Origin of the sequence: Stenotrophomonas aracearum (genome assembly GCF_031834615.1) — a bacterium.
Classification (GTDB): Bacteria; Pseudomonadota; Gammaproteobacteria; order Xanthomonadales; family Xanthomonadaceae; genus Stenotrophomonas; species Stenotrophomonas aracearum.
In genome coordinates this window covers 445001-467539 of sequence record NZ_CP115543.1, presented here as the reverse complement: position 1 = coordinate 467539, position 22539 = coordinate 445001, and the positions used below count along the sequence as shown (strand labels likewise).

The window sequence follows — 22539 nt, the reverse complement described above, 5'->3', positions numbered from 1 at the left end:
AACTCACTTCAGTTTCAACAGCGTGGCCAGGTCCTTGCGCAGACCGGCCAGTTCGAATCCCGGCGCGTACCGCATGATCACGAACCCGTTCGGGTCGATCACATACACAGGGGTGCCGGCGGCGTCATCCACGGCGGGCAAGGCGGCACGCAGGGTCGGCTGGGGCGCCAGCACGCGCAGGGCGGGCAGGCCCTGGACCTCGGCCGGCGGCGTACCCAGCCACAGGATCTCGACATTATCCGCCCTATGGCCGAACAGCTGCCACACCTTGCCCAATCCCTGCGACAAAGTGACGCACTCGGCTGCACAGCCCGGTGCGGGCGCAACCAGGATGCGCCACACGTGCGCGTCGGGGTTCCACGGGTAGGGTTCGCCATTGGCGAGGGTAAGCGGCAGCGCGCGCGCGTCCACCGGCGGTTGCAGCATCTGGCCGGTATTGCGGTGGTCGGCCGGCTGCCAGCCGGAGAAGCGCAGCACGCCGGCCAGCGCCATCGCGCCGAAGAACAGGCCGAACAGCGCGACCAGGGTCCAGCGACCACGGTTGCGGGCCTTGAGCTGTTCCGGGGTGATGGCATTCATGGGCGGGATTTTCTCATGTAAGCGGAGGGTGTGCGGCGGCGGCTTCGCCATTCGAGCACCAACGCGACGACCAGCACGGTCAGGGCCAGGCCGAACCACTGCACGGCGTAGCCGAGGTGGCGGCTGGGCGGCAGGGTGTTGGGCAGCAGTTCGAGGTCGCGGGCGTAACCGCCGGGGAGTGCAGGGTCCAGGCGCAGCACCGCGCTGCGCAGGCTGGCGGGCGGCAGGCCCAACGCGGCAGCCACGTCCGCAGGCGGCATGCGGTTGGCCAGCCACACGGCGGGCTGCGAGGCCGGGACCAGCGCCGGGCCCAGCGCCAACCCGGTGGCCGGCGGCGGAGCGAGCAGCCCGGCCACATGAGCCTCGCCTTCGCGCGGCACCACGGTCGGCAGCTGGCGATCAGGCGGCATCGGCAGCCACCCCAGGTCGACGAGCACCACGGCGCCGCTGTCGCTGCGGAACGGCTGGTAGAGCTTGATGCCGGCGCGTCCGCCGCGGGTCTGGTTGTCCAGCAGCACGGTGCCCGGCAGGAAACGGCCGTGGTCTTCGACCCAGCGTAGCTGCGGCGGCGCGGCCTGCGCATCGGCCAGGCCCAGGGTCTGCGCGCGGGCTGGCACCTGCTGGTCCAACAGGGCCTGCTTTTCATGCATGCGGTGCAGCTGCCACATGCCCAGCTGGGAGAAACCGACGATGACCAGCACGGCGGCCACCCAGCCGATCAGGCGCGTGTGCTTGCGCATCATGACAACGCCGTCGAAACGCGGTCAGATAGGCGTACCCGCCCTGCCCTTGAGCCGCGCATGAATGATTCGTTGAAGACCCTGCTGGTAATCGCGTTTCTGATCGTCATCGTCTGGAATCTGGGCGCCGGTCTGTACTACCTGCTGGTCGACCGCGGCCAGACCAAGCGCACCGTCAATGCGCTCACCCGGCGCATCGCGGTGTCGGTGGCGCTGATTGCGCTGGTGGCGATCGGCATCTACACCGGCTGGATCAAACCCCACGGCATCGGTGGTTGAGCCCCGGCGCTACAGCACGTAGACGAACAGGAACAGCATCAGCCACACCACGTCGACGAAGTGCCAGTACCACGCCGCCGCTTCGAAGCCGAAGTGGTTGTCGCGAGTGAAATGGCCCTTGGCCGCGCGCAGCCACATCACGATCAGCATGATGGTGCCCAGCAGCACGTGCGCGCCGTGGAAGCCGGTGAGCATGAAGAAGGTGGACCCGTAGATGCCCGAACCCAGCGTGAGGTTCAGTTCCTTGTAGGCGTGGATGTATTCCTCGGCCTGCAGGGTGAGGAAGAACGCGCCGAGCAGCACGGTGATGCCCAGCCACACCAGCAGCTGGCGGCGATGACCTGCCTTCAAAGCATGGTGGGCGATGGTCAGGGTGACGCCGGAGGTCAGCAGGATCAGCGTGTTGATCAGCGGCAGGCCCCAGGCCGGAATGGTCTGGAAGTGGCCGCCGATGGCGCCCGGCCCGTTGGTCGGCCAGGCCGCCGAATAGCCGTCCCAGAGCAGTTCGTTGGTCATCACCCCGTCGCCCTCGCCGCCCAGCCACGCCAGGCCCAGGTTGCGGGTGTAGAACAGCGCGCCAAAGAAGGCACCGAAGAACATCACTTCGGAGAAGATGAACCACACCATGCCCATCCGGAACGAGCCGTCGACCTGGCGGTTGTAATGCCCAGCCTGCGATTCGCGCACCACATCGCTGAACCACCAGAACAGGGTCAGCACCAGCATCGCGATGCCGGCGTAGAAGGTCCACTTGCCCCAGCCGGCGTCATTGAGCCAGCTGGCCACGCCCACCATGGTCACCATCATCGCGATGGAACCGATGAAGGGCCACTTGCTGTGCGTGGGGACGAAGTACACGTTGGCGTCGGGACTGTGCTGGGCGGCCATATGCGGTATCCGGGTACGTATCAGGGTGCCGAGCGCGCGGTGGCCGGCGGGGTCGCCGTGGCCAGCTGCGACGACAGCGCGTCGTTCTTGTAGAACGTGTACGACAGGGTGATGGTCTTGATGTTGGCCGGCAGGTCCGGGTCGACGATGAAACGCACCGGCATGTCGCGTTTCTCGCCGGCCACCAGGGTCTGCGCGGTGAAGCAGAAGCATTCGGTCTTGCTGAAGTAGCCCGAGGCCTTGGCCGGGGCCACCGACGGCACCGCGCTGCCAACCAGCGCGTGGTCGCTGTCGTTGCGGGCGTAGTACAGCGCTTCGTTGAGCTCACCCGGCACCACGTCCATGCTCAGCTGCTCGGGATGGAACGCCCACGGCAGCTTCGAATTGACCCCGCCGTCGAACTCCACCCGCACGGTGCGTTTTGCCGCCGCCGGACCGCCCGCCGCCTGCGCGCCGGGCCCGCGTTCCAGGCGCACGCCGAACACCTTCTCGCAGGCGATGCGGTACAGCGGCACCAGCGAGAAGGTCAGCACGAACACCGCCACCGCCACCCCGATCAGGCGCGGCAGCCCGGCGCTCGGCGCGGGCGTGGCGGGGCGCGGGTCGTTCATCGGCCGAGCACCCCGGTCAGGATGAAGCCGACATAGACCGCGATGGCCACCGCGCCCACCCACAGCGCGGTGCGCCGCGCACGTTGGCGGCGAACGGCCAGATCCTGTTGTTGCGCATCATGCATGGCGCACCTCAGTGAGTGATGTCGTCGTGGGCCAGATCGCCCGGACGGATGACCGGCGGCACGGTGAAGGTATGCGCCGGTGCCGGTGAAGGAATGGTCCACTCCAGCCCGCGCGCGCCTTCCCAGGAGCGGTCGGCGGCCTTCTCACCATTGCGCAGCGAGGCGATCAGGATGGCGGCCATCATGAATGGGGTGACGAACATGCCGAACGCACCGATCGAGCTGATCAGGTTCCAGTCGGCGAACGCCACGCTGTAATCGGGAATACGGCGCGGCATGCCGGCCAGGCCGAGGAAGTGCTGCGGGAAGAACAGCAGGTTCACGAAGAGGATGGACCACCAGAAGTGGACCTTGGCCCAGAATTCGCTGTACATGCGCCCGGTCCACTTCGGCCACCAGTAGTACACCGCGCCGATCAGCGCGAATACCGCACCGGTGACCAGCACGTAATGGAAGTGCGCCACCACGAAGTAGGTGTCGTGGTACTGGAAGTCGGCCACCACGATGGCCAGCATCAGTCCCGAGAACCCGCCGATGGTGAACAGGATGACGAAGGCCACCGCCCACAGCATCGGTGCTTCGAAGGTGAGCGAGCCGCGCCACATGGTGCTCACCCAGTTGAACACCTTCACCCCGGTCGGGATGGAGATCAGCATGGTGGCGAACATGAAGTAGATTTCGCCGCCCAGCGGCATGCCCACGGTGAACATGTGGTGGGCCCAGACGATGAACGACAGGAACGCGATCGCGGCGATAGCGTAGACCATGGCCTGGTAACCGAACAGCGGCTTGCGGCTGAAGGTGGGGATGATTTCGCTGACCACGCCGAACGCCGGCAGGATCATGATGTACACCTCCGGGTGGCCGAAGAACCAGAAGATGTGCTGGAACATCACCGGGTCGCCACCGCCGGCGGCATTGAAGAAGCTGGTGCCGAAGAACTTGTCGGTGAGCAGCATGGTCACCGCACCGGCCAGCACCGGCATCACCGCGATCAGCAGGAACGCGGTGATCAGCCAGGACCAGCAGAAGATCGGCATCTTCAGCAGGTCGATGCCGGGCGCGCGCATGTTGAGCACGGTGGCGATGATGTTGATCGCGCCCATGATCGAGCTGATGCCGGCCACGTGGATGGCGAACACGGTAAAGGCCACGTTGTAGCCGCCCTGCAGCGACAGCGGCGGGTACAGGGTCCAGCCACCGGCCGGTGCGCCACCGGGCAGCAGGAAGGTGAGCAGCAGCAGGCTGAACGCCACCGGCAGCAGCCAGAACGACCAGTTGTTCATGCGCGGCAGCGCCATGTCCGGCGCGCCGACCTGCAGCGGAATCATCCAGTTGGCCAGGCCGACGAAGGCCGGCATGACGCCACCGAAGATCATCACCAGTGCATGCACGGTGGTGAGCTGGTTGAAGGTTTCCGGCTTCACGAACTGCAGGCCGGGCTGCATCAGCTCGGCGCGGATGATCACGCTCATCGCCGCGCCGATGATGAACATGAGGAAGCTGAAGAGCAGGTACAGCGTGCCGATGTCCTTGTGGTTGGTCGAGAAGAACCAACGTTCGAAGAACGACTGCTGATGTCCGTGATGCCCGTCGTGATCAACTGCGGTATGCGCCATCGCAACTACACCTCATTGGTTCCGCTGGTAGCCGTGCGCGCCGTGCGGCGCGCGCGGTTCGATGATGTCAGGCGTTTTCCGGCGCCGCGGCCGGTGCCGCGGCCGGCGCTGCCGGTGCTTCCGGTGTTTCACCCGGGGTCGCTTCCGGAGTGGCTTCCGGCGCGGCGGGCGCCGGGGCGGGATCTGCCGCCTTCGGACGCTTTGCGGCCAGCCACTTCTGGAAGTCGTCCTTCGAGACCGCCTCGACCACGATCGGCATGAAGCCATGGTCCTTGCCGCACAACTCGGCGCACTGGCCGCGGTACACGCCGACCTGCTCGATGTTGGTCCAGGCCTCGTTGATGAAGCCGGGAATGGCGTCCTGCTTCCAGCCCAGCGCGGGCACCCACCAGGCGTGGATCACGTCGTCGGAGGTGATGACGAAGCGCACCTTGGTGTCGACCGGCAGCACCAGGCGGTTGTCCACGTCGAGCAGGTAATGCGGGTGGCTCTCACGGTCGGGCACCTTGCCGCTCTGCCGCACCCGGTCCGACTCGCGGTCCAGGCGGCTGGTGAAGGTGACCTCTTCGCCCAGGTACTCGTACTTCCACATCCACTGGTAGCCGGTGACCTTCACGGTCATTTCGGCGTCGCGGGTGTCGTAGAACTTGATCAGGTTGGCGGTGGCCGGCCAGGCCATCACCACCAGGATGATCACCGGGATGACGGTCCAGATCACCTCGGCCTTGGTGTTGTGGCTGAAGGTGGCGGCGACCGCACCCTTGGATTTGCGGAACTTGAAGATGGCATAGAACATCGCGCCGAACACCAGCACGCCGATGACCGTACACACCCACAGCGAGAACATGTTGGATTCCCAGGCCAACCGCGAGCTCTGGGTGACCCCCTTGCCCATGTTGAGCTGCCACGGCTTGGGGTCGGCCGATTGGGCCCACGCCAGTGCCGGCGCCATCAGCGCTGCCCCACACCCCACTGCCTTTCCGAACTGCGTGCCCCACTTTCTGCGTTGCTTCATTGCCTAGACCCTTAGCGTCGTCGGTTGCAGCCATCGCTGGCCACGAGCAAGCCTACTTTTCGGTCGCAGACGCACCCGAGGGGGTGAGCACGCAGTGCGACTGCCAGCTGTACGCTGAACGTCCCGATGGTAGCCCTGCTGTCGCGCGAGCCGCAAGGGTCCATTCACAATTTCAGAGATGGTGCAATACAGCATAAGCATCGGCAGCCGATTTGACGAAAATGGCACACTTTTCGACACTCCCATGGGACCCGCCGAATCCCCCTGTATGAAAGGCTATGCGGCGGATCGACGGCGCACCCCGAATTGCTTGCCAGGGCAAAAAAACGATTAAAATGGTCAAGTTCTCCACGAGCCAACCGGCATGACCGCATCTTCCGCGCTTCCCCCTGCCCCGGCTTCGTCCGGCGCCTCCCGCCCGCCGCTGCTGTCGCCCGAGCTGCCGGCCGTTCCCAACGCGTTCCGCCAGGCGATCACCGATGCCTGGATGAAGGACGAGGCCAGCCACGTGCGCGAGCTGCTGGCGCAGGCGCGCCTGCCGGCCGACGAACAGGCTGCCGTGCAGGCCACTGCCGCCGACCTGGTCGCGCGCGTGCGCGTGCGGGCCAAGGACCAGGGCGCGATCGAAGCCTTCATGCGCCAGTACGACCTGGGCAGCGAGGAAGGCGTGCTGCTGATGTGCGTGGCCGAAGCCCTGCTGCGTATTCCCGACCAGGACACCGCCGACAAGCTGATCCGCGACAAGCTCGGCGAAGCGGACTGGAAGAAGCACCTGGGCGGCAGCGACTCGGTGCTGGTCAACGCCTCCACCTGGGGCCTGATGCTCACCGGCCACATCGTGCAGATCAACGACTCCACCCGCGCCGACGTGCCGGGCGCGTTCGCGCGCCTGATGGGCCGCGTGGGTGAGCCGGTGATCCGCCTGGCCGTGCGCCAGGCGATGAAGATCATGGGCCACCAGTTCGTCATGGGTCGCACCATCGACGAAGCGCTGTCGCGCTCGCACAAGGGCGACAACGCCAGCTACCGCTACTCGTTCGACATGCTCGGCGAAGGCGCGCTGACCATGAAGGACGCCAAGCGTTACCTGGAAGACTACCGCCGCGCGATCCACTCCATCGGTGGCGACCACAAGGCCCGTGGCGGCCGTCCGGACGGCGACGTCAATTCCGCCCCGGGCATCTCGATCAAGCTGTCGGCGCTGTACCCGCGCTACGAGCACGCCAAGCGTGCGCGCGTGATGGCCGACCTGGTGCCGGGCGTGCTCGAACTGGCGCAGCTGGCCAAATCGTATGGCATTGGCTGCACGGTCGACGCCGAAGAAACCGACCGCCTGGAACTGTCGCTGGACATCATCGAAGCGGTGGTGAGCGACGCGTCGCTGGCCGGTTGGGAAGGCTTCGGCGTGGTGGTGCAGGCGTACCAGAAGCGCACCCCGTACACGATCGATTACCTGGCCGACCTGGCCCGGCGCATCGGCCGCCGCCTGCAGGTGCGCCTGGTCAAGGGCGCGTACTGGGACGCGGAGATCAAGCGCGCGCAGATCGACGGCCTGCCGGCCTACCCGGTGTTCACCCGCAAGCAGAACACCGACGTGTCCTACCTGGCCTGCGCCAAGCGTCTGTTCACCCATGCCGACGCGATCTACCCGATGTTCGCCACCCACAACGCGCACACCATCGCGGCGGTGAAGGCGATCGCCAAGGGCGGCCAGTACGAGCACCAGAAGCTGCACGGCATGGGCGATGACCTGTATGCCGAAGTGGTGCCGGCCAACCGCCTCAACGTGCCGTGCCGCGTGTACGCGCCGGTGGGCTCGCATGAAGACCTGCTGCCGTACCTGGTGCGCCGCCTGCTCGAAAACGGTGCCAACTCCAGCTTCGTCAACCGCATCACCGACGAAGACGTGGCCATCGACGACCTGATCCGCGACCCGGTCGAGGCCGTTGCCTCGTTCGACTCGATTCCGCACCCCAAGATCCCGCTGCCGGTTGACCTGCTGCGCAGCCAGAACCACGACAGGAAGAACTCCATGGGCATCAACCTTGCCAACGACAACGATCTGCGCGCCCTGGCCGAGCAGCTCAACGCGGCCGTGAAGCCGTGGCAGGCCGCCCCGCTGGTGCCGGGCGCACAGCCCACCGGCGCGCTGCTCAACGTGATCAACCCGGCCGACAACCGCCAGGTGGTGGGCCAGTGGCAGCCGGCCGACAGCGCCACCGTCGAAAAGGCGCTGGCCAATGCCGTGGCGGCACAGCCGCAGTGGAACCGCACCCCGGCCGCCAGCCGCGCCGCGATCCTGGAGCACGCCGCCGATCAGCTGGAAGCGCGCATGCCGGAGTTCATGGCGCTGTGCGTGAAGGAAGCCGGCAAGAGCCTGCCGGACGGCATCGCCGAAGTGCGCGAAGCGGTCGACTTCCTGCGCTACTACGCCAAGCAGGCACGCGAGCAGTTCGGCCATGCCGAGAAGCTGCCGAGCCCAACCGGTGAGTCCAACGAGCTGCAGCTGCACGGCCGTGGCGTGTTCGTCTGCATCAGCCCGTGGAACTTCCCGCTGGCAATCTTCCTGGGCCAGGTGGCCGCTGCGCTGGCCGCCGGCAACAGCGTGATCGCCAAGCCGGCCGAACAGACCAACCTGATCGGCTACTACGCAGTGAAGCTGCTGCTCGACGCCGGCGTACCCGAAGGCGTGGTGCAGTTCCTGCCGGGCGACGGCGCCACCGTCGGTGCCGCGCTTACCGCCGACCCGCGCGTGGCCGGCGTGGCCTTCACCGGCTCGACCGACACCGCGCGTGCGATCAACCGTGCTATGGCCGCGCGCGACGCCGCCATTGGGGTGCTGATTGCCGAAACCGGCGGCCAGAACGCCTTCATCGCCGACTCTTCGGCGCTGCCGGAACAGCTGGTCAAGGACGCGATCGGTTCGGCCTTCACCTCGGCCGGCCAGCGCTGCTCGGCCGCACGCGTGCTGTTCGTGCAGGACGACATCGCCGACAAGGTGATGACCATGCTGGCCGGTGCGATGGCCGAACTGAAGGTCGGCGACCCGGGCCTGCTGTCCACCGACGTCGGTCCTGTGATCGATGCCGACGCGCTGCAGATCCTGCGCGAACATGCGCTGCGCATGGAGAAGGAAGCGCGCCTGATCGCCGCCGCCGAGCTCAGCGAAGCGGCCGCGCACGGTACCTTCTTCGCGCCGCGTGCGTACGAACTGAAGAACCTGGACCAGCTGCACAAGGAAATCTTCGGGCCGGTGCTGCACGTGATCCGCTGGAAGGGCGACCAGCTGGATGCGGTGATCGACCAGATCAACGCCACCGGTTATGGCCTCACCCTCGGCGTGCATTCGCGCATCGACGAGACGGTGGACCGCATTTCCTCGCGCATCAACGTGGGCAATGTGTACGTCAACCGCAACCAGATCGGTGCGGTGGTGGGCGTGCAGCCGTTCGGCGGCCAGGGTCTGTCGGGTACGGGTCCGAAGGCGGGTGGTCCGCACTACCTGCTGCGTTTTGCTACGGAAAAGACCGTCACGGTGAACACCACGGCGGCCGGTGGTAACGCGTCGTTGTTGACCCTCGGCGATTGATTCGAGCAGCGGGGCAGAGCCCCGCTCTACGGCGATTCTGGTAACGAAAAACCCCGCGAAAGCGGGGTTTTTTGTGGGCATGGCGTGTTGTGTCATGATCGGCCCATGCGCTCATTGACCCTGCCCCTGTTGCTGGTCCTGTCGTTGTCCACCATTGCCGGACCTGTCACGGCGCAGGAAGACCGCGTGCTGGTGTTCACCCACACCGCGAAGTTCCGCCACGATTCCATCCCCACGGCAGTTAGCACGCTGCGTCTGCTGGCCGGCCGTGAGCGCATGGCGGTGGACCAGAGCGAAAACCCCGCCGACTTCAACGACGCCAACCTGGCCCGCTACCGGGTGGTGGTGTTCGCCAACACCACCGGCGACGTGCTCGACGCCACGCAGCAGCAGGCCATGGAGAGTTTCATACGCGCCGGCGGTGGTTTCATGGGTGTGCATTCGGCCGCCGACACCGAATACGACTGGCCGTGGTACGGCCAGCTGGTGGGCGCGTATTTCAAGAACCACCCCGAGGGGCTGCAGTTCAGCCCGGTGCAGCCCGAACGCGAGGGCACGCCACGGGGGAATGCCTGGCCGGTGCGCGACGAGCTGTACAACTTCCGCAGCAATCCACGCGGTACGGTTCAGGTGACCGCCACCGTGGACGAGAAGCGCTACAGCGGCGGCACGATGGGCACCGACCACCCCATTGCCTGGTGCCACGCCTTCGACGGCGGGCGCAGCTGGTACACCGGCCTGGGCCACGACACGGCGGTGTACCGCAACCGCGATTTCCTGGCGCACCTGCGCCAGGGCCTGTTGTACGCGGCGGGCCGCTCACCGCAGTGCTGAAACGCAGAAGGCCCCGCTTGCGCGGGGCCTTCTGGTACTACGCGGCGCGAACGCCGTGAATCAGAACTTGTACTGGAACGAAGCAGCCAGCACGTCGCCACGGACCTTGTACTTGCCGTTGAGCGAGTTGCCCTGGTTGTTGGTGGTGCCCGGCACGATCAGGTTCGGATCGTTGGTCAGCAGGTGGGTGTAACCGAAGTTGTATTCGGTGTTCGCCGACGGGGTCCAACCCATGCCGACCGACAGCCAGATGCGGCTGGTGTCCGGCACGCGGACGTCGCGGTGCGCGTCGGTGGTCGGGGTCTGGTCGTTGGCCACGCCGCCACGCAGGGTGATGGTGTCGCTCAGCTTGTAGTCGGTACCCAGCGAGACGAAGGTGGTGTCGCGGTAGCCGAATTCCAGCACCGAGTCCGGCTGCGCCGACGCGTAGTCGATGGTGACCGCGTCGAAGGCGGTCGACCAGGCGGTACGGGTCACGTCGCCCATCACGGTCCAGCGATCGTTGATGTTGTGGGTGACGCTCAGGGTGGCCGACGCCGGCAGGGTCAGGGTGGCCTTGCCCGAGGTGCTCACGAAGCGACCCGGCTGGGCCACGGCCAGCACGGCAGCCGCGTTGGCCGGCACGTCGAAGGTGGCGTCGCCGCCGGTGATCTTGTGCTCGACCTTGGAACGGTAGCTGATGCCGATGTGGGTGTTCTCATCAGGGCTGAAGAGGCCGCCGACGGTCCAACCCACGGCGTTGTTGTCGCCTTCGACGGTCAGCTTGCCATCGGCGCTGCCCGGGGCGAAGCCCGGCACGCGGGACTGGGCCAGCGCGGTGCCGAAGTCGATGTTGTTGCTCAGTTCGATGGTCAGGTGCTCAACGAACACCGACGCGCCGAAGGACACGTACGGGTTGACGTCGTACGAGGCAGCGAAGCCCAGGTCGATCGCCTTCAGGTCGGTCTTCAAGCCGCTGTAGCGACCCACCCAGCCGTTGTCGTAGTCGGTCTTGAAGCCGAACGGAGCGGCCAGCGAGACACCGAAGTGGGCCTTTTCGCCGATCGGCATGTGGAAGTAAGCGGCCGGAACCGGGGCAATCATGCCGGCGTCGCCGCCGTCACCGCCGGTCTGCGGCTGGCCGGTCGGCTTGCGGCCGGTGCCTTCGTATTCGGCCTTGAAGCTGATGGCGCTCAGGTCGCCCTGGACCATGGTGCCTTCCAGCTGGCGCATGCCGGCCGGGTTGACCGCGATGATCGAGGCGTCGCCCTGGGCGCTGCCCGAACCGGCGAAGGCGCGGCCGAGGCCCTTGGCGCTGTTTTCCTTCAGCTGGAAGGCGGCGGCGTTGACGTGGCCAACGGCCAGCACGCCGGCGATGCCGACAGCCAGGGCGGTGACGCGGGCGAGGGTGGAAGCGGTATGCATCGTGTGTTCTCTCCGGAATTGCGTGTGGTTTTGGCTACGCGCGCCTGCGCCGTTCCCCGCCCCGAAAGGCTTGGAACAACGCGCCGGATTCCCCTCCCGACATACGACGCCGTATGCGAGTATACCCAGACCGGTTAATGAAACAATAACGTTGGTGGCGGTTCTGGCTATTCAGGCTGAACCCGCCATTTACCCCTTTCCGGCGCCCTGGCGCGCTAGGCTAGCGCACCGATGTTCGTCTCCCTGCCCGCCCGCAAGAAGTCTGCCGTCCGCTGGGCCACGCCCCTGCTGTTCGCGGCGCTGTGGGCGGCGTTCCTGTGGTCGATCTCGCGGCCGGGCGACGCCCGCCGCAGCCTGTGGCTGGACTGGGGTGCGCTGTCCACCGGGCTGACCCGGCCGCTGGACTGGTGGGCGACGTTCGAGGACGGCAGCGTGCTGCGGCTGTTCACCGCGCTGTTCCTGCACGCGGACTGGTCGCACCTGCTGGGCAACCTGGTGTTCCTGCTGATCTTCGGCCTGCCCGCCGAGCGGGTGCTGGGGCCGTGGCGGCTGATCCTGCTGTTCCTGGTGGGCGGTGCGATCTCCAACCTCACCGCAATCTACACGATGGGCAGCCCCGACCAGATCATCATCGGCGCCAGCGGCGCGGTGTCGGCGCTGATCGGCGCCTACCTGGCGCTGTTCCCCGGCGCCCGGCTGGGCGTGGTGATCCCGCTGGGCCTGTTCCTGGAATTCGTGCGCGCCCCGGCCTACCTGTTGATCGGGGTGTGGGCCGGGCTGCAGGTGGTGTTCGCCTACATCGGCCCAAGCTTCGGCATGGTCGCCTGGTGGGCGCACATCGCCGGCTTCGTGTTCGGCCTGGCCTACGGGGTGTACGTGCGCGCCGCCATCGCCCGGCGGCTGCGCAAGCGGCACGGGTTTTAAGGGGTCGGTTCGGGTTTCGGTTCGGGTTTCGATTCGGGTTTGGGCGCGGGGTTGGCGTCGGTTCCGGTGTCCCCTTTCGGTGCTGGCGTCTGCGTGGGCCGGCCAACGGCCGGCGCTACTGGCTTTGCGGCCGGCTTCTTCGCCGCTTCGGCCTTCTGCTTCGCCACCACCGAACCCGGCTGCTTGAGTTCGGCCAGGGCGTCGTTGATCGGCCCGTCGCCCGGCAGCACGTCGCCGGCCTGGTAGCCTTCGCCGCCTTCGTCGTCGCCGCGCAGATGCCCAGGCAGGGTGGCTTCGCTGTAGTCGGACAGGCTGGCCGGCAGCTCGTCGTCGCCGTCCTTCTTCTCCGGCAGCAGCACCACGTCGGGCACGATGCCGGTTGCCTGGATCGATTTGCCACTCGGCGTGTAGTAACGCGCGGTGGTGAGCTTGACCGAGTCGCCATTGTCCAGCGGCAGCACGGTCTGCACCGAGCCCTTGCCGAAGGTGCGGCTGCCGACCACGCGGGCACGGCCGTTGTCGCGCAGCGCGCCGGCCAGTACTTCCGAGGCGCTGGCCGAACCGGCGTCGGTCAGTACCACCACCGGTGCGCCCTTCAAGAGGTCGCCCGGCGTAGCGTCGAAGCGTGCGTCGCTGATCGAGATGCGGCCGCGGGTGCTGACGATGTTGCCCTTGTCGAGCAGGTCGTCGGCCACCTGCACCGCAGCGGTCAACAGGCCACCCGGGTTGCTGCGCAGGTCCAGCACCAACCCCTTGAGCTGGCCACCGGCCTGCTGCTGCAGCTGGGCGACATGCTTCTGGAAGTCGGCACCGGTGTCGGCCTGGAAGGTGCTCAGGCGGATGTAGCCATAGCCCGGCTCCAGCATGCGGCTGCGCACGCTGGTGACGCGGATGGTTTCGCGGGTGATCGGCACATCGAACGGCTTGGGCTTGCCCTCGCGCACGATGGTCAGCACCACCTTGCTGCCGGCCTTGCCGCGCAGCGGCTCGGTGGCTTCGATGGCGCTGATCGGCTTGCCGTCGATGGCGATGATGAGATCGCCGGCCAAAATGCCGGCCTTGGCCGCCGGGGTGTCGTCGATCGGCGAGATCACCTTCAGGCTGCTGTTGTCCGGCTGCTGCTGCAGCTCCACGCCGATGCCTTCGTAGGCGCCTTCGGCCTGTTCGTCGAAGGCTTCGGCATCTTCCTTGTCGAAGTAGGTGCTGTGCGGGTCCAGGTCCAGCAGCAGGCCACGGATGGCCGACTGCATCAGCTTCTTGTCTTCCACCGGATCGACATAGGCCGCGCGCACGGCGTTGTAGACGGCCACATAGCGGCGGATCTCTTCCAGCGGTACCCGCGAGGTGACGGCTTCTTCAGTGGAGGCGGCATCGCCGCCACGTTCCGGAACCTGGGCGGTCTGCTGCGCCCATGACAGCGCCGGCACCAGGGCCAGCAGCAGGGTGGCGGAACGGGCTACGCGCATGAAGCACTCCAGGGTAAGCGGGGGGAAGGCACGCCCGATTATGCGCGAACGCACGGTAAATTCCCGTTGAACAACGGCCCAGGACGGCGCCGCTCGCCCCGCCGGTAGAGCCACGCCCTGCGTGGCTGGGCGCACACCTACCGCCGCTGCAACCAGGAAGACGGATCCACCGGCTGCCCATTACGACGCAGTTCAAAGTACAACGCAGTAACCCCCTGCCCGCCCGAGTTCCCCACCTTGGCCACCGGGTCGCCCTTCTTCACCGTGCCGCCGGCATCGCGCAGGAGGGTGTCGTTGTGCGCGTACAGGCTCATGTAGCCATTGCCATGATCCACGATCAGGATCATGCCGTAGCCGGTCATCCAGTCGGAGAACACCACGGTGCCATCGGCCACCGCGGTCACCGTGCTGCCGGCCGCAGCGCCGATCAGCACGCCGCTGCTGGTCCGCCCGTCCGGCAACTTGCCACCGTAACGGGCGAGCAGGTTGCCCGACAGCGGCCAGCCCAGGCCACCGACCTTGGGCGCGGGTGCGGACGCCACCGCCGGAGGGGTCTTGCCCGGGCGCGGCGGCGGACGCGTGCCGCTGGCAGCGGCAGCGCGTTCGGCCTTTTCGGCCGCGGCCTTTTCGGCGGCAGCGCGGCGTGCGGCGGCTTTGCGTTCGGCCTCGGCGCGGGCGGCGGCCGCGCGCAGGTTGGCCAGCAGCGTTTCCAGCGCCTTGGCATCCTGGCCGAGGGCCTTCTCGCGCTCGCTGCGGTCCTTGAAGCGCTCGTCCAGGCTGGCCACGGTGGCCGCGCGGGTCTTGCGGTCGTCGGCCAGGGTAGCGGCCTGTTGCTTCTGCTGCTTGCGGGTGCCTTCCAATGCCTGCTGCCGCTCCACGATCTGCGCTTCCACCGTTTCCAGTTCGGTCAGGTCGGTGGTGAGCGCGCCGATCCGACGCGCGCGTTCGCGCTGCAGGTAGCGGTGGTAGGCCAGGGTGCGGTTGGCGTCGGCCACCTTGTCCTGCGAGAGCAGCAGCTTCAACGGGGCGTTGTTTCCGATCCGGTACGCGGCGCGCAGCAGCGAGGCCAGCTCCTGGCGCTGCGCCTGCAGGCCGGCCTGCAGTTCGCTGCGGCGCTGCTGCAGTTCCTGCAGGGCGCGGCTTTCTCGCTGCAGCGCGGTTTCGGTCTCGGCCAGCACGCGGCTGGTGCGCGCGACCTTTTCGTCGGCTTCGCGCAGCTGGCGCGAAGCCTGGCCGCGCTGGCCTTCGAGGGTCTTGCGTTCCTGCGCCACGCCTTTCAGTTCGGTACGCAGCTTCTGAAGCTTGCGTTCGGTTTCCTTCGGGTTCTGCGCCGCCACGGGTCCTGCGCCGAGGGTCGCCAGCACCAGCGCCACCGACAGCGCCAGCCTCCACAGCGGGCCACGGCCCTGCCCGGTGGACGGATTGTTATGCCGGCGTGAGGAAAAGACGTTGTGGCGCAAGGGCTTTCCAGTGACTTCAGGCAGATGCGGATCGCAGCGCTGCATGGTGACATTCCTGCACGCGGCCTGCCAGCCGCATACCGGACGACGCACCCATGAAACATCTCTCGCTCCCACTGCTGTTGGCCATGACCCTGTCCTGCGGGTCGGCATGGGCGGTGGATGACATCAGCAAGGTCAACGGCCACATTACGGCCGAGGCCGGCCAGGCCTATGGCGATCTTGAAACGGTCAACGGCGGCATCACGGTGAGCAGCGGCGCCACTACGCGCAGCATCCAGACCGTCAATGGCGGCATCAAGGTCGAGGAAGGCGCCAGCACCGGCAGCGTGTCCACGGTCAACGGCGCGATCAAGCTGGGCTCGCGGGTCATGGCCAAAGGCAACATCGAGACCGTCAATGGCAGCATCTTCGTCGACCGCGGCAGCCAGATCGACGGTGGCGTGGAAACCGTCAACGGCGGCATCGGGCTGGTCGAGACGCGGCTCAGCAACAGCATCAAGACGGTCAACGGTGACATTACCGTCGGCGTCGGCTCGCAGGTCGGCGGTGGCATCCATGTGGAAAAGCCAAGTTTTGGCATTTCGCTGAGCGCACCGCGCAAGCCGCGAATCATCATCGGGCCGAAGGCGTCGGTGGCCGGTGAGCTGAACTTCGAGCGTGAGGTCGTGCTGTATGTGCACCGTACCGCGTCGATCGGCCCCGTGCATGGCGCCGAGCCCGTGCCGTTCGACACCGACACCGCGCCCGCCAATTGATACGCTTTCACCCGGTGCCCGTGCACCGGCCCTTTGTCACCAGGAATCGATGATGTCCCGCAAACTTCTGTTGTGCCTGGCCGCCACCGCCGCGCTGACCGCGTGCAAGGGCGAGACCACGGCCCCGGCTTCCGCGCCGGCGGCCGACACTGCGCCGGCCGCTGCCGGCCACGCATTCTCCGCCGAGATCAACGCCGGCGATTTCGGCGAGCTGGTCAAGACCCTGTCGTCCGACGAGTTCGAAGGCCGCGCCCCGGGCAGCACCGGCGAAGAGCGCACGGTGAACTACATCCGCGACCAGATGCAGCGCATCGGACTGCAGCCGGGCAACGGCGACAGCTGGTTCCAGGAGGTGGCGATGACCGAAACCACCGCTGATGAAAGCACCGTGCTGAAGCTGGACCAGGCCGGCAAGCAGCGCGACCTGAAGTTTGGCACCGACATGGTGATCGGCACCCGCAGCGGCCAGCAGGAAGTGAAGATCGACGGCAGCGAGCTGGTGTTCGTCGGCTACGGCGTGGATGCGCCGGAGCAGAAGTGGAACGACTACGCCGGCCAGGACTGGAAGGGCAAGACGGTCGTGATGTTCGTCAACGACCCGGGCTTCCATGCCAACGACGACAAGCTGTTCGACGGCAAGCGCATGACCTATTACGGGCGCTGGACCTACAAGTTCGAGGAAGCCGCACGCAAGGGCGCGGCCGCCGCGCTGATCGTGCACGACACCGCCGGTGCGTCGTACGGCTGGGACGTGGTGAAGAACTCCTGGGCGGGCCCGCAGTACGACCTGCCGGCCAAGGACGATCCGGAGCCGCGCCTGCCCGCACAGGGCTGGCTGAGCGCCGACACGGCACGCCAGCTGTTCGCCGACGCCGGGCTGGACCTGGACCAGGCCTACAAGGACGCCAACAAGCGCGGGTTCAAGCCGGTGCCGCTGAAGGCCAAGCTGTCGCTCGACCTGAAGAGCACCATCGCAGAGAAGAAGTCGCGCAACGTGGTCGGCGTGCTGCCGGGTACCAAGCATGCCGACGAAGCCGTCGTGTACATGGCGCACTGGGACCACCTGGGCAAGCATGAGGGCGAGCAGGGCGACAACATCTACAACGGTGCCATCGACAACGCCACCGGCGTGGCCGGCATCCTGGAGATTGCCGACGCCATGGCCCACGAGCAGCCGGCGCCGGAGCGTTCGGTGGTGTTCCTGGCGGTGACGCTGGAAGAATCGGGCCTGCTGGGTTCGAAGTACTACGTGAACCATCCGACCTTCCCGCTGGACAAGATTGCCGGCGTGATCAACATCGACGCGATGTCGGTGGCCGGCCGGGCCAAGGACCTGACCGTGACCGGTTTCGGCAGCTCGCAGCTGGAGGACATCCTCAAGCCGCTGGCCGCGGAGAAGGGTCGCACCCTGCACGGCGAGACTTCGGTGCAGAGTGGCTTCTACTTCCGTTCGGACCACTTCAACTTCGCCAAGGCCGGCGTGCCGGCACTGTACGCCGACGGCGGCGAAGACCTGCTGGACGGCGGCGTGGAAGCCGGCCGCAAGGTGGCTGAAGCTTACGGCCGCGACCGTTACCACGGCCCGAAGGACGAGTATGACGCCAGCACCTGGAAGCTGGACGGTACCGTGGAAGACCTGGAGCTGCTGCACGGCGTCGGTCGTGAGATCGCAATCGGCGGCAGGTGGCCGAACTGGTACGAGGGCAACCCGTTCAAGGCGGCCCGCGACGAGATGATGAAGGGCAAGGTCGATACGGCAACGCCCAAGCCTGCGGCGAAGTAAGCCTTTTACATCGTCAAGGTTGAAAGAGAGCGGCGCCCTTAGGGGCGCCGTTTTTGTTGGTGGTCATTCCACGTCACTGCGTTGGTCGGGTGGAGAGACGTCGGCAGATTCATCGGCCTCTGCAGGCCAGCGCGTCCAGCAGTACGGATACTCGCCCACCTTGGTGGTGAGCCCCGCACGAACCGGGTTCTCGATGAGGTAGTTGGCCTGTTTGAGTAGCGACTCGTCCGAGCGGATGCAGTGGTCGTAGAAACCACGCTGCCAAAGCGCTCCCTGCGACGCTCGATGCAGATTCAGCGCACGAGCGGACCGGGATTTGAACGCTGCCATGCAGCGGCTGATGTTGCCGTTCTGCAGCTGCATCAACCAGTGCACGTGGTCGGGCATGACTACCCACGCGAGTGTTCGCGAGCGATGCTCCCTGTCTGAACAACGAAACGCCTCTACCGCGCACTCGACCCTGGCGTCATCGATGAAGACGCGTTGGCGGTCTGCGACGGTGGTGGTGAGCATGTAGCACGCGCCCTGCAAGGAGCGGCGGCCAATGAGAAGTCGGGGACTGGACATACTCATAGGCTCGCTTTCCCCCGCGTTCGTGCGTATCGGAGGAACACCGCCGTGAGTGCCGGAAGACAATGCGATATGTCGTAGGTCAACCGGAGACGGAATGGGCGTCCCTCGGTAGGGTCGCATCCCGATCGACGCGGTGCATGGATGCACGAGTGGCGCGTTCGCAGGATGCGAAGGAGCGCCCCGCCGCGGTAGTGATCGCGTCATTGGGGCATGACCTGTGATCGGAGGAATCACCCTTCGATCAGGGTCCATGCGTCACCGTGCCGATCACCGTTATCGGCGGTCGTTTGGGAACCGACCCTACCGTTGGACAGACAGCGCAGGCGGTAGGGTCGCATCCCGATCGACGATGTGCATGGATGCACGAGTGGCGCGTTCGCAGGATGCGAAGGAGCGCCCCACTGAGGTGGTGATCGCGTCATTGGGGCATGGCCTGTGATCGGAGGAATCGCCCTTCGATCAGGGTCCATGCGTCACCGTGCCGATCACCGTTATCGGCGGTCGTTTGGGAACCGACCCTACCGTTGGACAGAGATCGTGGGCGGTGTTCACTGCCCGTCGAACACGCAAAGAAAAACCCCGCTGCGTCAGCAGCGGGGTTTTGGGTGTAAACCCTGGCGATGACCTACTCTCGCATGGCTTGAGCCACACTACCATCGGCGCAGCTGCGTTTCACTTCCGAGTTCGGGATGGGATCGGGTGGTTCCACAGCGCTGATTTCACCAGGGAGACGGTTGGAGCAGCGCATGCATGCGCCAGCTCAGCAGGGGTCTCTTCCGAGAAGCCGACCCGTAGCGAAAACCAGGGGTCTGCAAAAAAAGGAAAACCCCGCTGCATGTGCAGCGGGGTTTTCGGGGTGTAAACCCTGGCGATGACCTACTCTCGCATGGCTTGAGCCACACTACCATCGGCGCAGCTGCGTTTCACTTCCGAGTTCGGGATGGGATCGGGTGGTTCCACAGCGCTAATTTCACCAGGGAGACGGTTGGAGTGTCGCAGATGCGGTGCCTTCTTAGAGTCTGCACATGGATGTGCAGGCTTTTGCGAAGGGACGCGCATATCAGCGCCAGCCTCTCATAGGTCTTGTGACGTAGCGTGCACTTGGTATCCATCGACATGTCATGTCGGCCAAGGCAACTTGAGGTTATATGGTCAAGCCACACGGATCATTAGTATCAGTTAGCTCAATACATTGCTGTACTTACACACCTGACCTATCAACCACATAGTCTATATGGTTCCTTCAGGGGGCTTGTGCCCCGGGAGATCTCATCTTGAGGCGCGCTTCCCGCTTAGATGCTTTCAGCGGTTATCGCTTCCGAACATAGCTACCCGGCAATGCCACTGGCGTGACAACCGGAACACCAGAGGTTCGTCCACTCCGGTCCTCTCGTACTAGGAGCAGCCCCTCTCAAATCTCCAACGCCCATGGCAGATAGGGACCGAACTGTCTCACGACGTTCTGAACCCAGCTCGCGTACCACTTTAAATGGCGAACAGCCATACCCTTGGGACCGACTACAGCCCCAGGATGTGATGAGCCGACATCGAGGTGCCAAACACCGCCGTCGATATGAACTCTTGGGCGGTATCAGCCTGTTATCCCCGGAGTACCTTTTATCCGTTGAGCGATGGCCCTTCCATACAGAACCACCGGATCACTAAGTCCTAGTTTCCTACCTGCTTGATCCGTCGATCTTGCAGTCAAGCACGCTTATGCCTTTGCACACAGTGCGCGATGTCCGACCGCGCTGAGCGTACCTTCGAGCTCCTCCGTTACTCTTTAGGAGGAGACCGCCCCAGTCAAACTACCCACCATACACGGTCCCCGACCCAGATAATGGGCCCAGGTTAGAACGTCAAGCACGACAGGGTGGTATTTCAAGGATGGCTCCACTGCAGCTAGCGCCACAGTTTCATAGCCTCCCACCTATCCTACACAGACGAACTCAACGTTCAGTGTAAAGCTATAGTAAAGGTTCACGGGGTCTTTCCGTCTTGCCACGGGAACGCTGCATCTTCACAGCGATTTCAATTTCACTGAGTCTCGGGTGGAGACAGCGCCGCTGTCGTTACGCCATTCGTGCAGGTCGGAACTTACCCGACAAGGAATTTCGCTACCTTAGGACCGTTATAGTTACGGCCGCCGTTTACTGGGGCTTCGATCAAGAGCTTCGCCTTGCGGCTGACCCCATCAATTAACCTTCCAGCACCGGGCAGGCGTCACACCCTATACGTCCACTTTCGTGTTTGCAGAGTGCTGTGTTTTTGATAAACAGTCGCAGCGGCCTGGTTTCTGCGGCCCTCTTCAGCTATAGCTCGCATGAGCCACCAAAAAGGGCGCACCTTCTCCCGAAGTTACGGTGCCATGTTGCCTAGTTCCTTCACCCGAGTTCTCTCAAGCGCCTGAGAATTCTCATCCTACCCACCTGTGTCGGTTTACGGTACGGTCTGCGTAAGCTGAAGCTTAGGAGCTTTTCCTGGAAGCGTGGTATCAGTGACTTTGTCTTAAAGACTCGTCTCGGTGCTCGGTCTTAGAGGATCCCGGATTTGCCAAAGATCCAAACCTACCGCCTTTCCCCCGGACAACCAACGCCGGGTACACCTAACCTTCTCCGTCCCTCCATCGCACTTACGCGAGGTGCAGGAATATTAACCTGCTTCCCATCGACTACGACTTTCGTCCTCGCCTTAGGGGCCGACTCACCCTGCGCCGATTAACGTTGCGCAAGGAAACCTTGGGCTTTCGGCGTGCGGGTTTTTCACCCGCATTATCGTTACTCATGTCAGCATTCGCACTTCCGATACCTCCAGCAGACTTCTCAATCCACCTTCAACGGCTTACGGAACGCTCCTCTACCGCGTACATATAAATATGCACACCCCAAGCTTCGGTTCACTGCTTAGCCCCGTTAAATCTTCCCCGCAGACCGACTCGACCAGTGAGCTATTACGCTTTCTTTAAAGGGTGGCTGCTTCTAAGCCAACCTCCTGGCTGTCTGTGCCTTTCCACATGGTTTTCCACTTAGCAGTGAATTTGGGACCTTAGCTGTGGGTCTGGGTTGTTTCCCTTTTCACGACGGACGTTAGCACCCGCCGTGTGTCTCCCATACAGTCCGTCTCGGTATTCGGAGTTTGCAATGGTTTGGTAAGTCGCGATGACCCCCTAGCCATAACAGTGCTCTACCCCCGAGAGGATACATATGAGGCGCTACCTAAATAGCTTTCGAGGAGAACCAGCTATCTCCGGGTTCGATTAGCTTTTCACTCCTAATCACAGCTCATCCCCGTCTTTTGCAACAGACGTGGGTTCGGGCCTCCAGTACCTGTTACGGCACCTTCACCCTGGCCATGACTAGATCACCCGGTTTCGGGTCTACTGCCCGCGACTATGCGCCCTTATCAGACTCGGTTTCCCTTCGCCTCCCCTATACGGTTAAGCTTGCCACGAACAGTAAGTCGCTGACCCATTATACAAAAGGTACGCAGTCACTCTTTCGAGCTCCTACTGCTTGTACGCACACGGTTTCAGGATCTATTTCACTCCCCTCTCCGGGGTTCTTTTCGCCTTTCCCTCACGGTACTGGTTCACTATCGGTCGGTCAGTAGTATTTAGCCTTGGAGGATGGTCCCCCCATGTTCAGACAGGGTTTCACGTGCCCCGCCCTACTCGTCTTCACTGGAGTGGCCCTTTTAAATACAGGGCTATCACCTTCTATGGCCAGCCGTTCCAGGCTGTTTTTCTAGAACCATTCCAGCTTAAGGGCTAGTCCCCGTTCGCTCGTCGCTACTCAGGGAATCTCGGTTGATTTCTTTTCCTCTGGTTACTTAGATATTTCAGTTCACCAGGTTCGCTTCCAGCAGCTATGTATTCACTGCAGGATACCCGCAA

General features: G+C 64.7%; 17 protein-coding genes and 3 rRNA genes (1 of these 20 running past the window's edge). 6 read left to right on the top strand and 14 right to left on the bottom strand.

Annotated features, from left to right (window positions below; genetic code table 11):
* Positions 1–3 precede the first annotated feature (3 nt).
* Together PDM28_RS02070 and PDM28_RS02065 are read right to left on the bottom strand one after the other, a co-directional pair.
* Positions 4–579: a hypothetical protein gene (locus PDM28_RS02070; RefSeq protein ID WP_102946636.1), complete on the bottom strand. Its 576-nt coding sequence runs from the start codon at positions 577–579 to the stop codon at positions 4–6.
* Positions 576–1322: an SURF1 family protein gene (locus PDM28_RS02065; protein WP_311183613.1), complete on the bottom strand. Its 747-nt coding sequence runs from the start codon at positions 1320–1322 to the stop codon at positions 576–578. The genes PDM28_RS02070 and PDM28_RS02065 overlap by 4 nt, the downstream gene beginning before the upstream one ends.
* 57 nt (positions 1323–1379) lie before the next feature.
* Here PDM28_RS02065 and PDM28_RS02060 point away from each other — a divergent pair, with 57 nt between their 5' ends.
* Positions 1380–1598, top strand: coding sequence for a twin transmembrane helix small protein (locus tag PDM28_RS02060; protein WP_070208839.1), 219 nt, complete (start codon positions 1380–1382; stop codon positions 1596–1598).
* 9 nt (positions 1599–1607) lie between these two features.
* Here the strand turns inward: PDM28_RS02060 and PDM28_RS02055 are convergent, their stop codons facing one another.
* The 5 genes from PDM28_RS02055 to coxB form a co-directional block, all read right to left on the bottom strand.
* Positions 1608–2486, bottom strand: a complete 879-nt coding sequence (locus PDM28_RS02055; protein WP_311183612.1) for a cytochrome c oxidase subunit 3 — start codon at positions 2484–2486, stop codon at positions 1608–1610.
* A 20-nt stretch (positions 2487–2506) separates the two neighbouring features.
* Entirely contained in the window at positions 2507–3097 is a 591-nt protein-coding gene (locus PDM28_RS02050) for a cytochrome c oxidase assembly protein (RefSeq protein WP_070208837.1), read from the bottom strand.
* A complete protein-coding gene (locus PDM28_RS02045; protein ID WP_256123623.1) occupies positions 3094–3222 on the bottom strand; it encodes a hypothetical protein in 129 nt (42 codons plus the stop codon). Before PDM28_RS02045 ends, PDM28_RS02050 begins: the two co-directional genes overlap by 4 nt.
* Before the next feature lie 8 nt (positions 3223–3230).
* Positions 3231–4841 carry a cytochrome c oxidase subunit I gene (gene ctaD, locus PDM28_RS02040; protein WP_102946639.1) on the bottom strand — a complete coding sequence of 537 codons (1611 nt, stop codon included), beginning with the start codon at positions 4839–4841 and terminating at the stop codon, positions 3231–3233.
* A 67-nt stretch (positions 4842–4908) separates the two neighbouring features.
* The gene (gene coxB, locus PDM28_RS02035; RefSeq protein WP_311183611.1) at positions 4909–5856 is read right to left on the bottom strand and encodes a cytochrome c oxidase subunit II; all 948 of its coding nucleotides are present in this window, start codon (positions 5854–5856) and stop codon (positions 4909–4911) included.
* A 364-nt stretch (positions 5857–6220) separates the two neighbouring features.
* Between coxB and putA the strand changes: the two genes are divergently transcribed.
* Together putA and PDM28_RS02025 are read left to right on the top strand one after the other, a co-directional pair.
* Positions 6221–9445, top strand: coding sequence for a bifunctional proline dehydrogenase/L-glutamate gamma-semialdehyde dehydrogenase PutA (gene putA / locus PDM28_RS02030; RefSeq protein WP_311183610.1), 3225 nt, complete (start codon positions 6221–6223; stop codon positions 9443–9445).
* 105 nt (positions 9446–9550) lie between these two features.
* Positions 9551–10279 (top strand): ThuA domain-containing protein, encoded by a 729-nt coding sequence (locus tag PDM28_RS02025; RefSeq protein WP_311183609.1) that lies wholly within the window; start codon positions 9551–9553, stop codon positions 10277–10279.
* Between the two features lie 60 nt (positions 10280–10339).
* Here PDM28_RS02025 and PDM28_RS02020 read toward each other — a convergent pair whose 3' ends face one another.
* Positions 10340–11683: an outer membrane protein transport protein gene (locus tag PDM28_RS02020; RefSeq protein WP_311183606.1), complete on the bottom strand. Its 1344-nt coding sequence runs from the start codon at positions 11681–11683 to the stop codon at positions 10340–10342.
* Positions 11684–11914: 231 nt separating this feature from the next.
* Here PDM28_RS02020 and PDM28_RS02015 point away from each other — a divergent pair, with 231 nt between their 5' ends.
* Positions 11915–12607, top strand: a complete 693-nt coding sequence (locus tag PDM28_RS02015) for a rhomboid family intramembrane serine protease (RefSeq protein ID WP_102946644.1) — start codon at positions 11915–11917, stop codon at positions 12605–12607.
* Here PDM28_RS02015 and PDM28_RS02010 read toward each other — a convergent pair.
* Positions 12604–14073: a S41 family peptidase gene (locus tag PDM28_RS02010; protein WP_311183605.1), complete on the bottom strand. Its 1470-nt coding sequence runs from the start codon at positions 14071–14073 to the stop codon at positions 12604–12606. The genes PDM28_RS02015 and PDM28_RS02010 overlap by 4 nt on opposite strands.
* A 137-nt stretch (positions 14074–14210) precedes the next feature.
* Positions 14211–15533 (bottom strand): murein hydrolase activator EnvC family protein, encoded by a 1323-nt coding sequence (locus tag PDM28_RS02005; RefSeq protein WP_311183604.1) that lies wholly within the window; start codon positions 15531–15533, stop codon positions 14211–14213.
* 95 nt (positions 15534–15628) lie between these two features.
* Here PDM28_RS02005 and PDM28_RS02000 point away from each other — a divergent pair, with 95 nt between their 5' ends.
* Both PDM28_RS02000 and PDM28_RS01995 read left to right on the top strand, forming a co-directional pair.
* Positions 15629–16291, top strand: coding sequence for a DUF4097 family beta strand repeat-containing protein (locus PDM28_RS02000; RefSeq protein WP_102946647.1), 663 nt, complete (start codon positions 15629–15631; stop codon positions 16289–16291).
* Positions 16292–16343: 52 nt separating this feature from the next.
* Positions 16344–18074, top strand: a complete 1731-nt coding sequence (locus PDM28_RS01995) for a M28 family metallopeptidase (RefSeq protein ID WP_311183603.1) — start codon at positions 16344–16346, stop codon at positions 18072–18074.
* A gap of 63 nt (positions 18075–18137) precedes the next feature.
* Here the strand turns inward: PDM28_RS01995 and PDM28_RS01990 are convergent, their stop codons facing one another.
* From PDM28_RS01990 to PDM28_RS01975, 4 genes are all read right to left on the bottom strand, one after another.
* Entirely contained in the window at positions 18138–18641 is a 504-nt protein-coding gene (locus tag PDM28_RS01990; protein WP_425507628.1) for an REP-associated tyrosine transposase, read from the bottom strand.
* A 618-nt stretch (positions 18642–19259) separates the two neighbouring features.
* Positions 19260–19374, bottom strand: a 5S ribosomal RNA gene (gene rrf, locus PDM28_RS01985).
* A gap of 136 nt (positions 19375–19510) precedes the next feature.
* A 5S ribosomal RNA gene (rrf, locus tag PDM28_RS01980) occupies positions 19511–19625 on the bottom strand.
* Between the two features lie 170 nt (positions 19626–19795).
* Positions 19796–22539 (bottom strand): 23S ribosomal RNA (locus PDM28_RS01975) (it continues 135 nt past the right edge of the window).

Bases quoted from the DNA above. Each gene is read 5' to 3' on its own strand.
- PDM28_RS02015 (WP_102946644.1), top strand. From the start codon at position 11,915: ATGTTCGTCTCCCTGCCCGCCCGCAAGAAGTCTGCCGTCCGCTGGGCC.
- PDM28_RS01990 (WP_425507628.1), bottom strand. From the start codon at position 18,641: ATGTCCAGTCCCCGACTTCTCATTGGCCGCCGCTCCTTGCAGGGCGCG.
- PDM28_RS02045 (WP_256123623.1), bottom strand. From the start codon at position 3,222: ATGCATGATGCGCAACAACAGGATCTGGCCGTTCGCCGCCAACGTGCG.
- PDM28_RS02070 (WP_102946636.1), bottom strand. From the start codon at position 579: ATGAATGCCATCACCCCGGAACAGCTCAAGGCCCGCAACCGTGGTCGC.
- coxB (WP_311183611.1), bottom strand. From the start codon at position 5,856: ATGAAGCAACGCAGAAAGTGGGGCACGCAGTTCGGAAAGGCAGTGGGG.
- PDM28_RS02055 (WP_311183612.1), bottom strand. From the start codon at position 2,486: ATGGCCGCCCAGCACAGTCCCGACGCCAACGTGTACTTCGTCCCCACG.
- PDM28_RS02020 (WP_311183606.1), bottom strand. From the start codon at position 11,683: ATGCATACCGCTTCCACCCTCGCCCGCGTCACCGCCCTGGCTGTCGGC.
- putA (WP_311183610.1), top strand. From the start codon at position 6,221: ATGACCGCATCTTCCGCGCTTCCCCCTGCCCCGGCTTCGTCCGGCGCC.
- PDM28_RS02060 (WP_070208839.1), top strand. From the start codon at position 1,380: ATGAATGATTCGTTGAAGACCCTGCTGGTAATCGCGTTTCTGATCGTC.
- PDM28_RS02065 (WP_311183613.1), bottom strand. From the start codon at position 1,322: ATGATGCGCAAGCACACGCGCCTGATCGGCTGGGTGGCCGCCGTGCTG.
- ctaD (WP_102946639.1), bottom strand. From the start codon at position 4,841: ATGGCGCATACCGCAGTTGATCACGACGGGCATCACGGACATCAGCAG.
- PDM28_RS02025 (WP_311183609.1), top strand. From the start codon at position 9,551: ATGCGCTCATTGACCCTGCCCCTGTTGCTGGTCCTGTCGTTGTCCACC.
- PDM28_RS02050 (WP_070208837.1), bottom strand. From the start codon at position 3,097: ATGAACGACCCGCGCCCCGCCACGCCCGCGCCGAGCGCCGGGCTGCCG.
- PDM28_RS02000 (WP_102946647.1), top strand. From the start codon at position 15,629: ATGAAACATCTCTCGCTCCCACTGCTGTTGGCCATGACCCTGTCCTGC.
- PDM28_RS02010 (WP_311183605.1), bottom strand. From the start codon at position 14,073: ATGCGCGTAGCCCGTTCCGCCACCCTGCTGCTGGCCCTGGTGCCGGCG.
- PDM28_RS01995 (WP_311183603.1), top strand. From the start codon at position 16,344: ATGTCCCGCAAACTTCTGTTGTGCCTGGCCGCCACCGCCGCGCTGACC.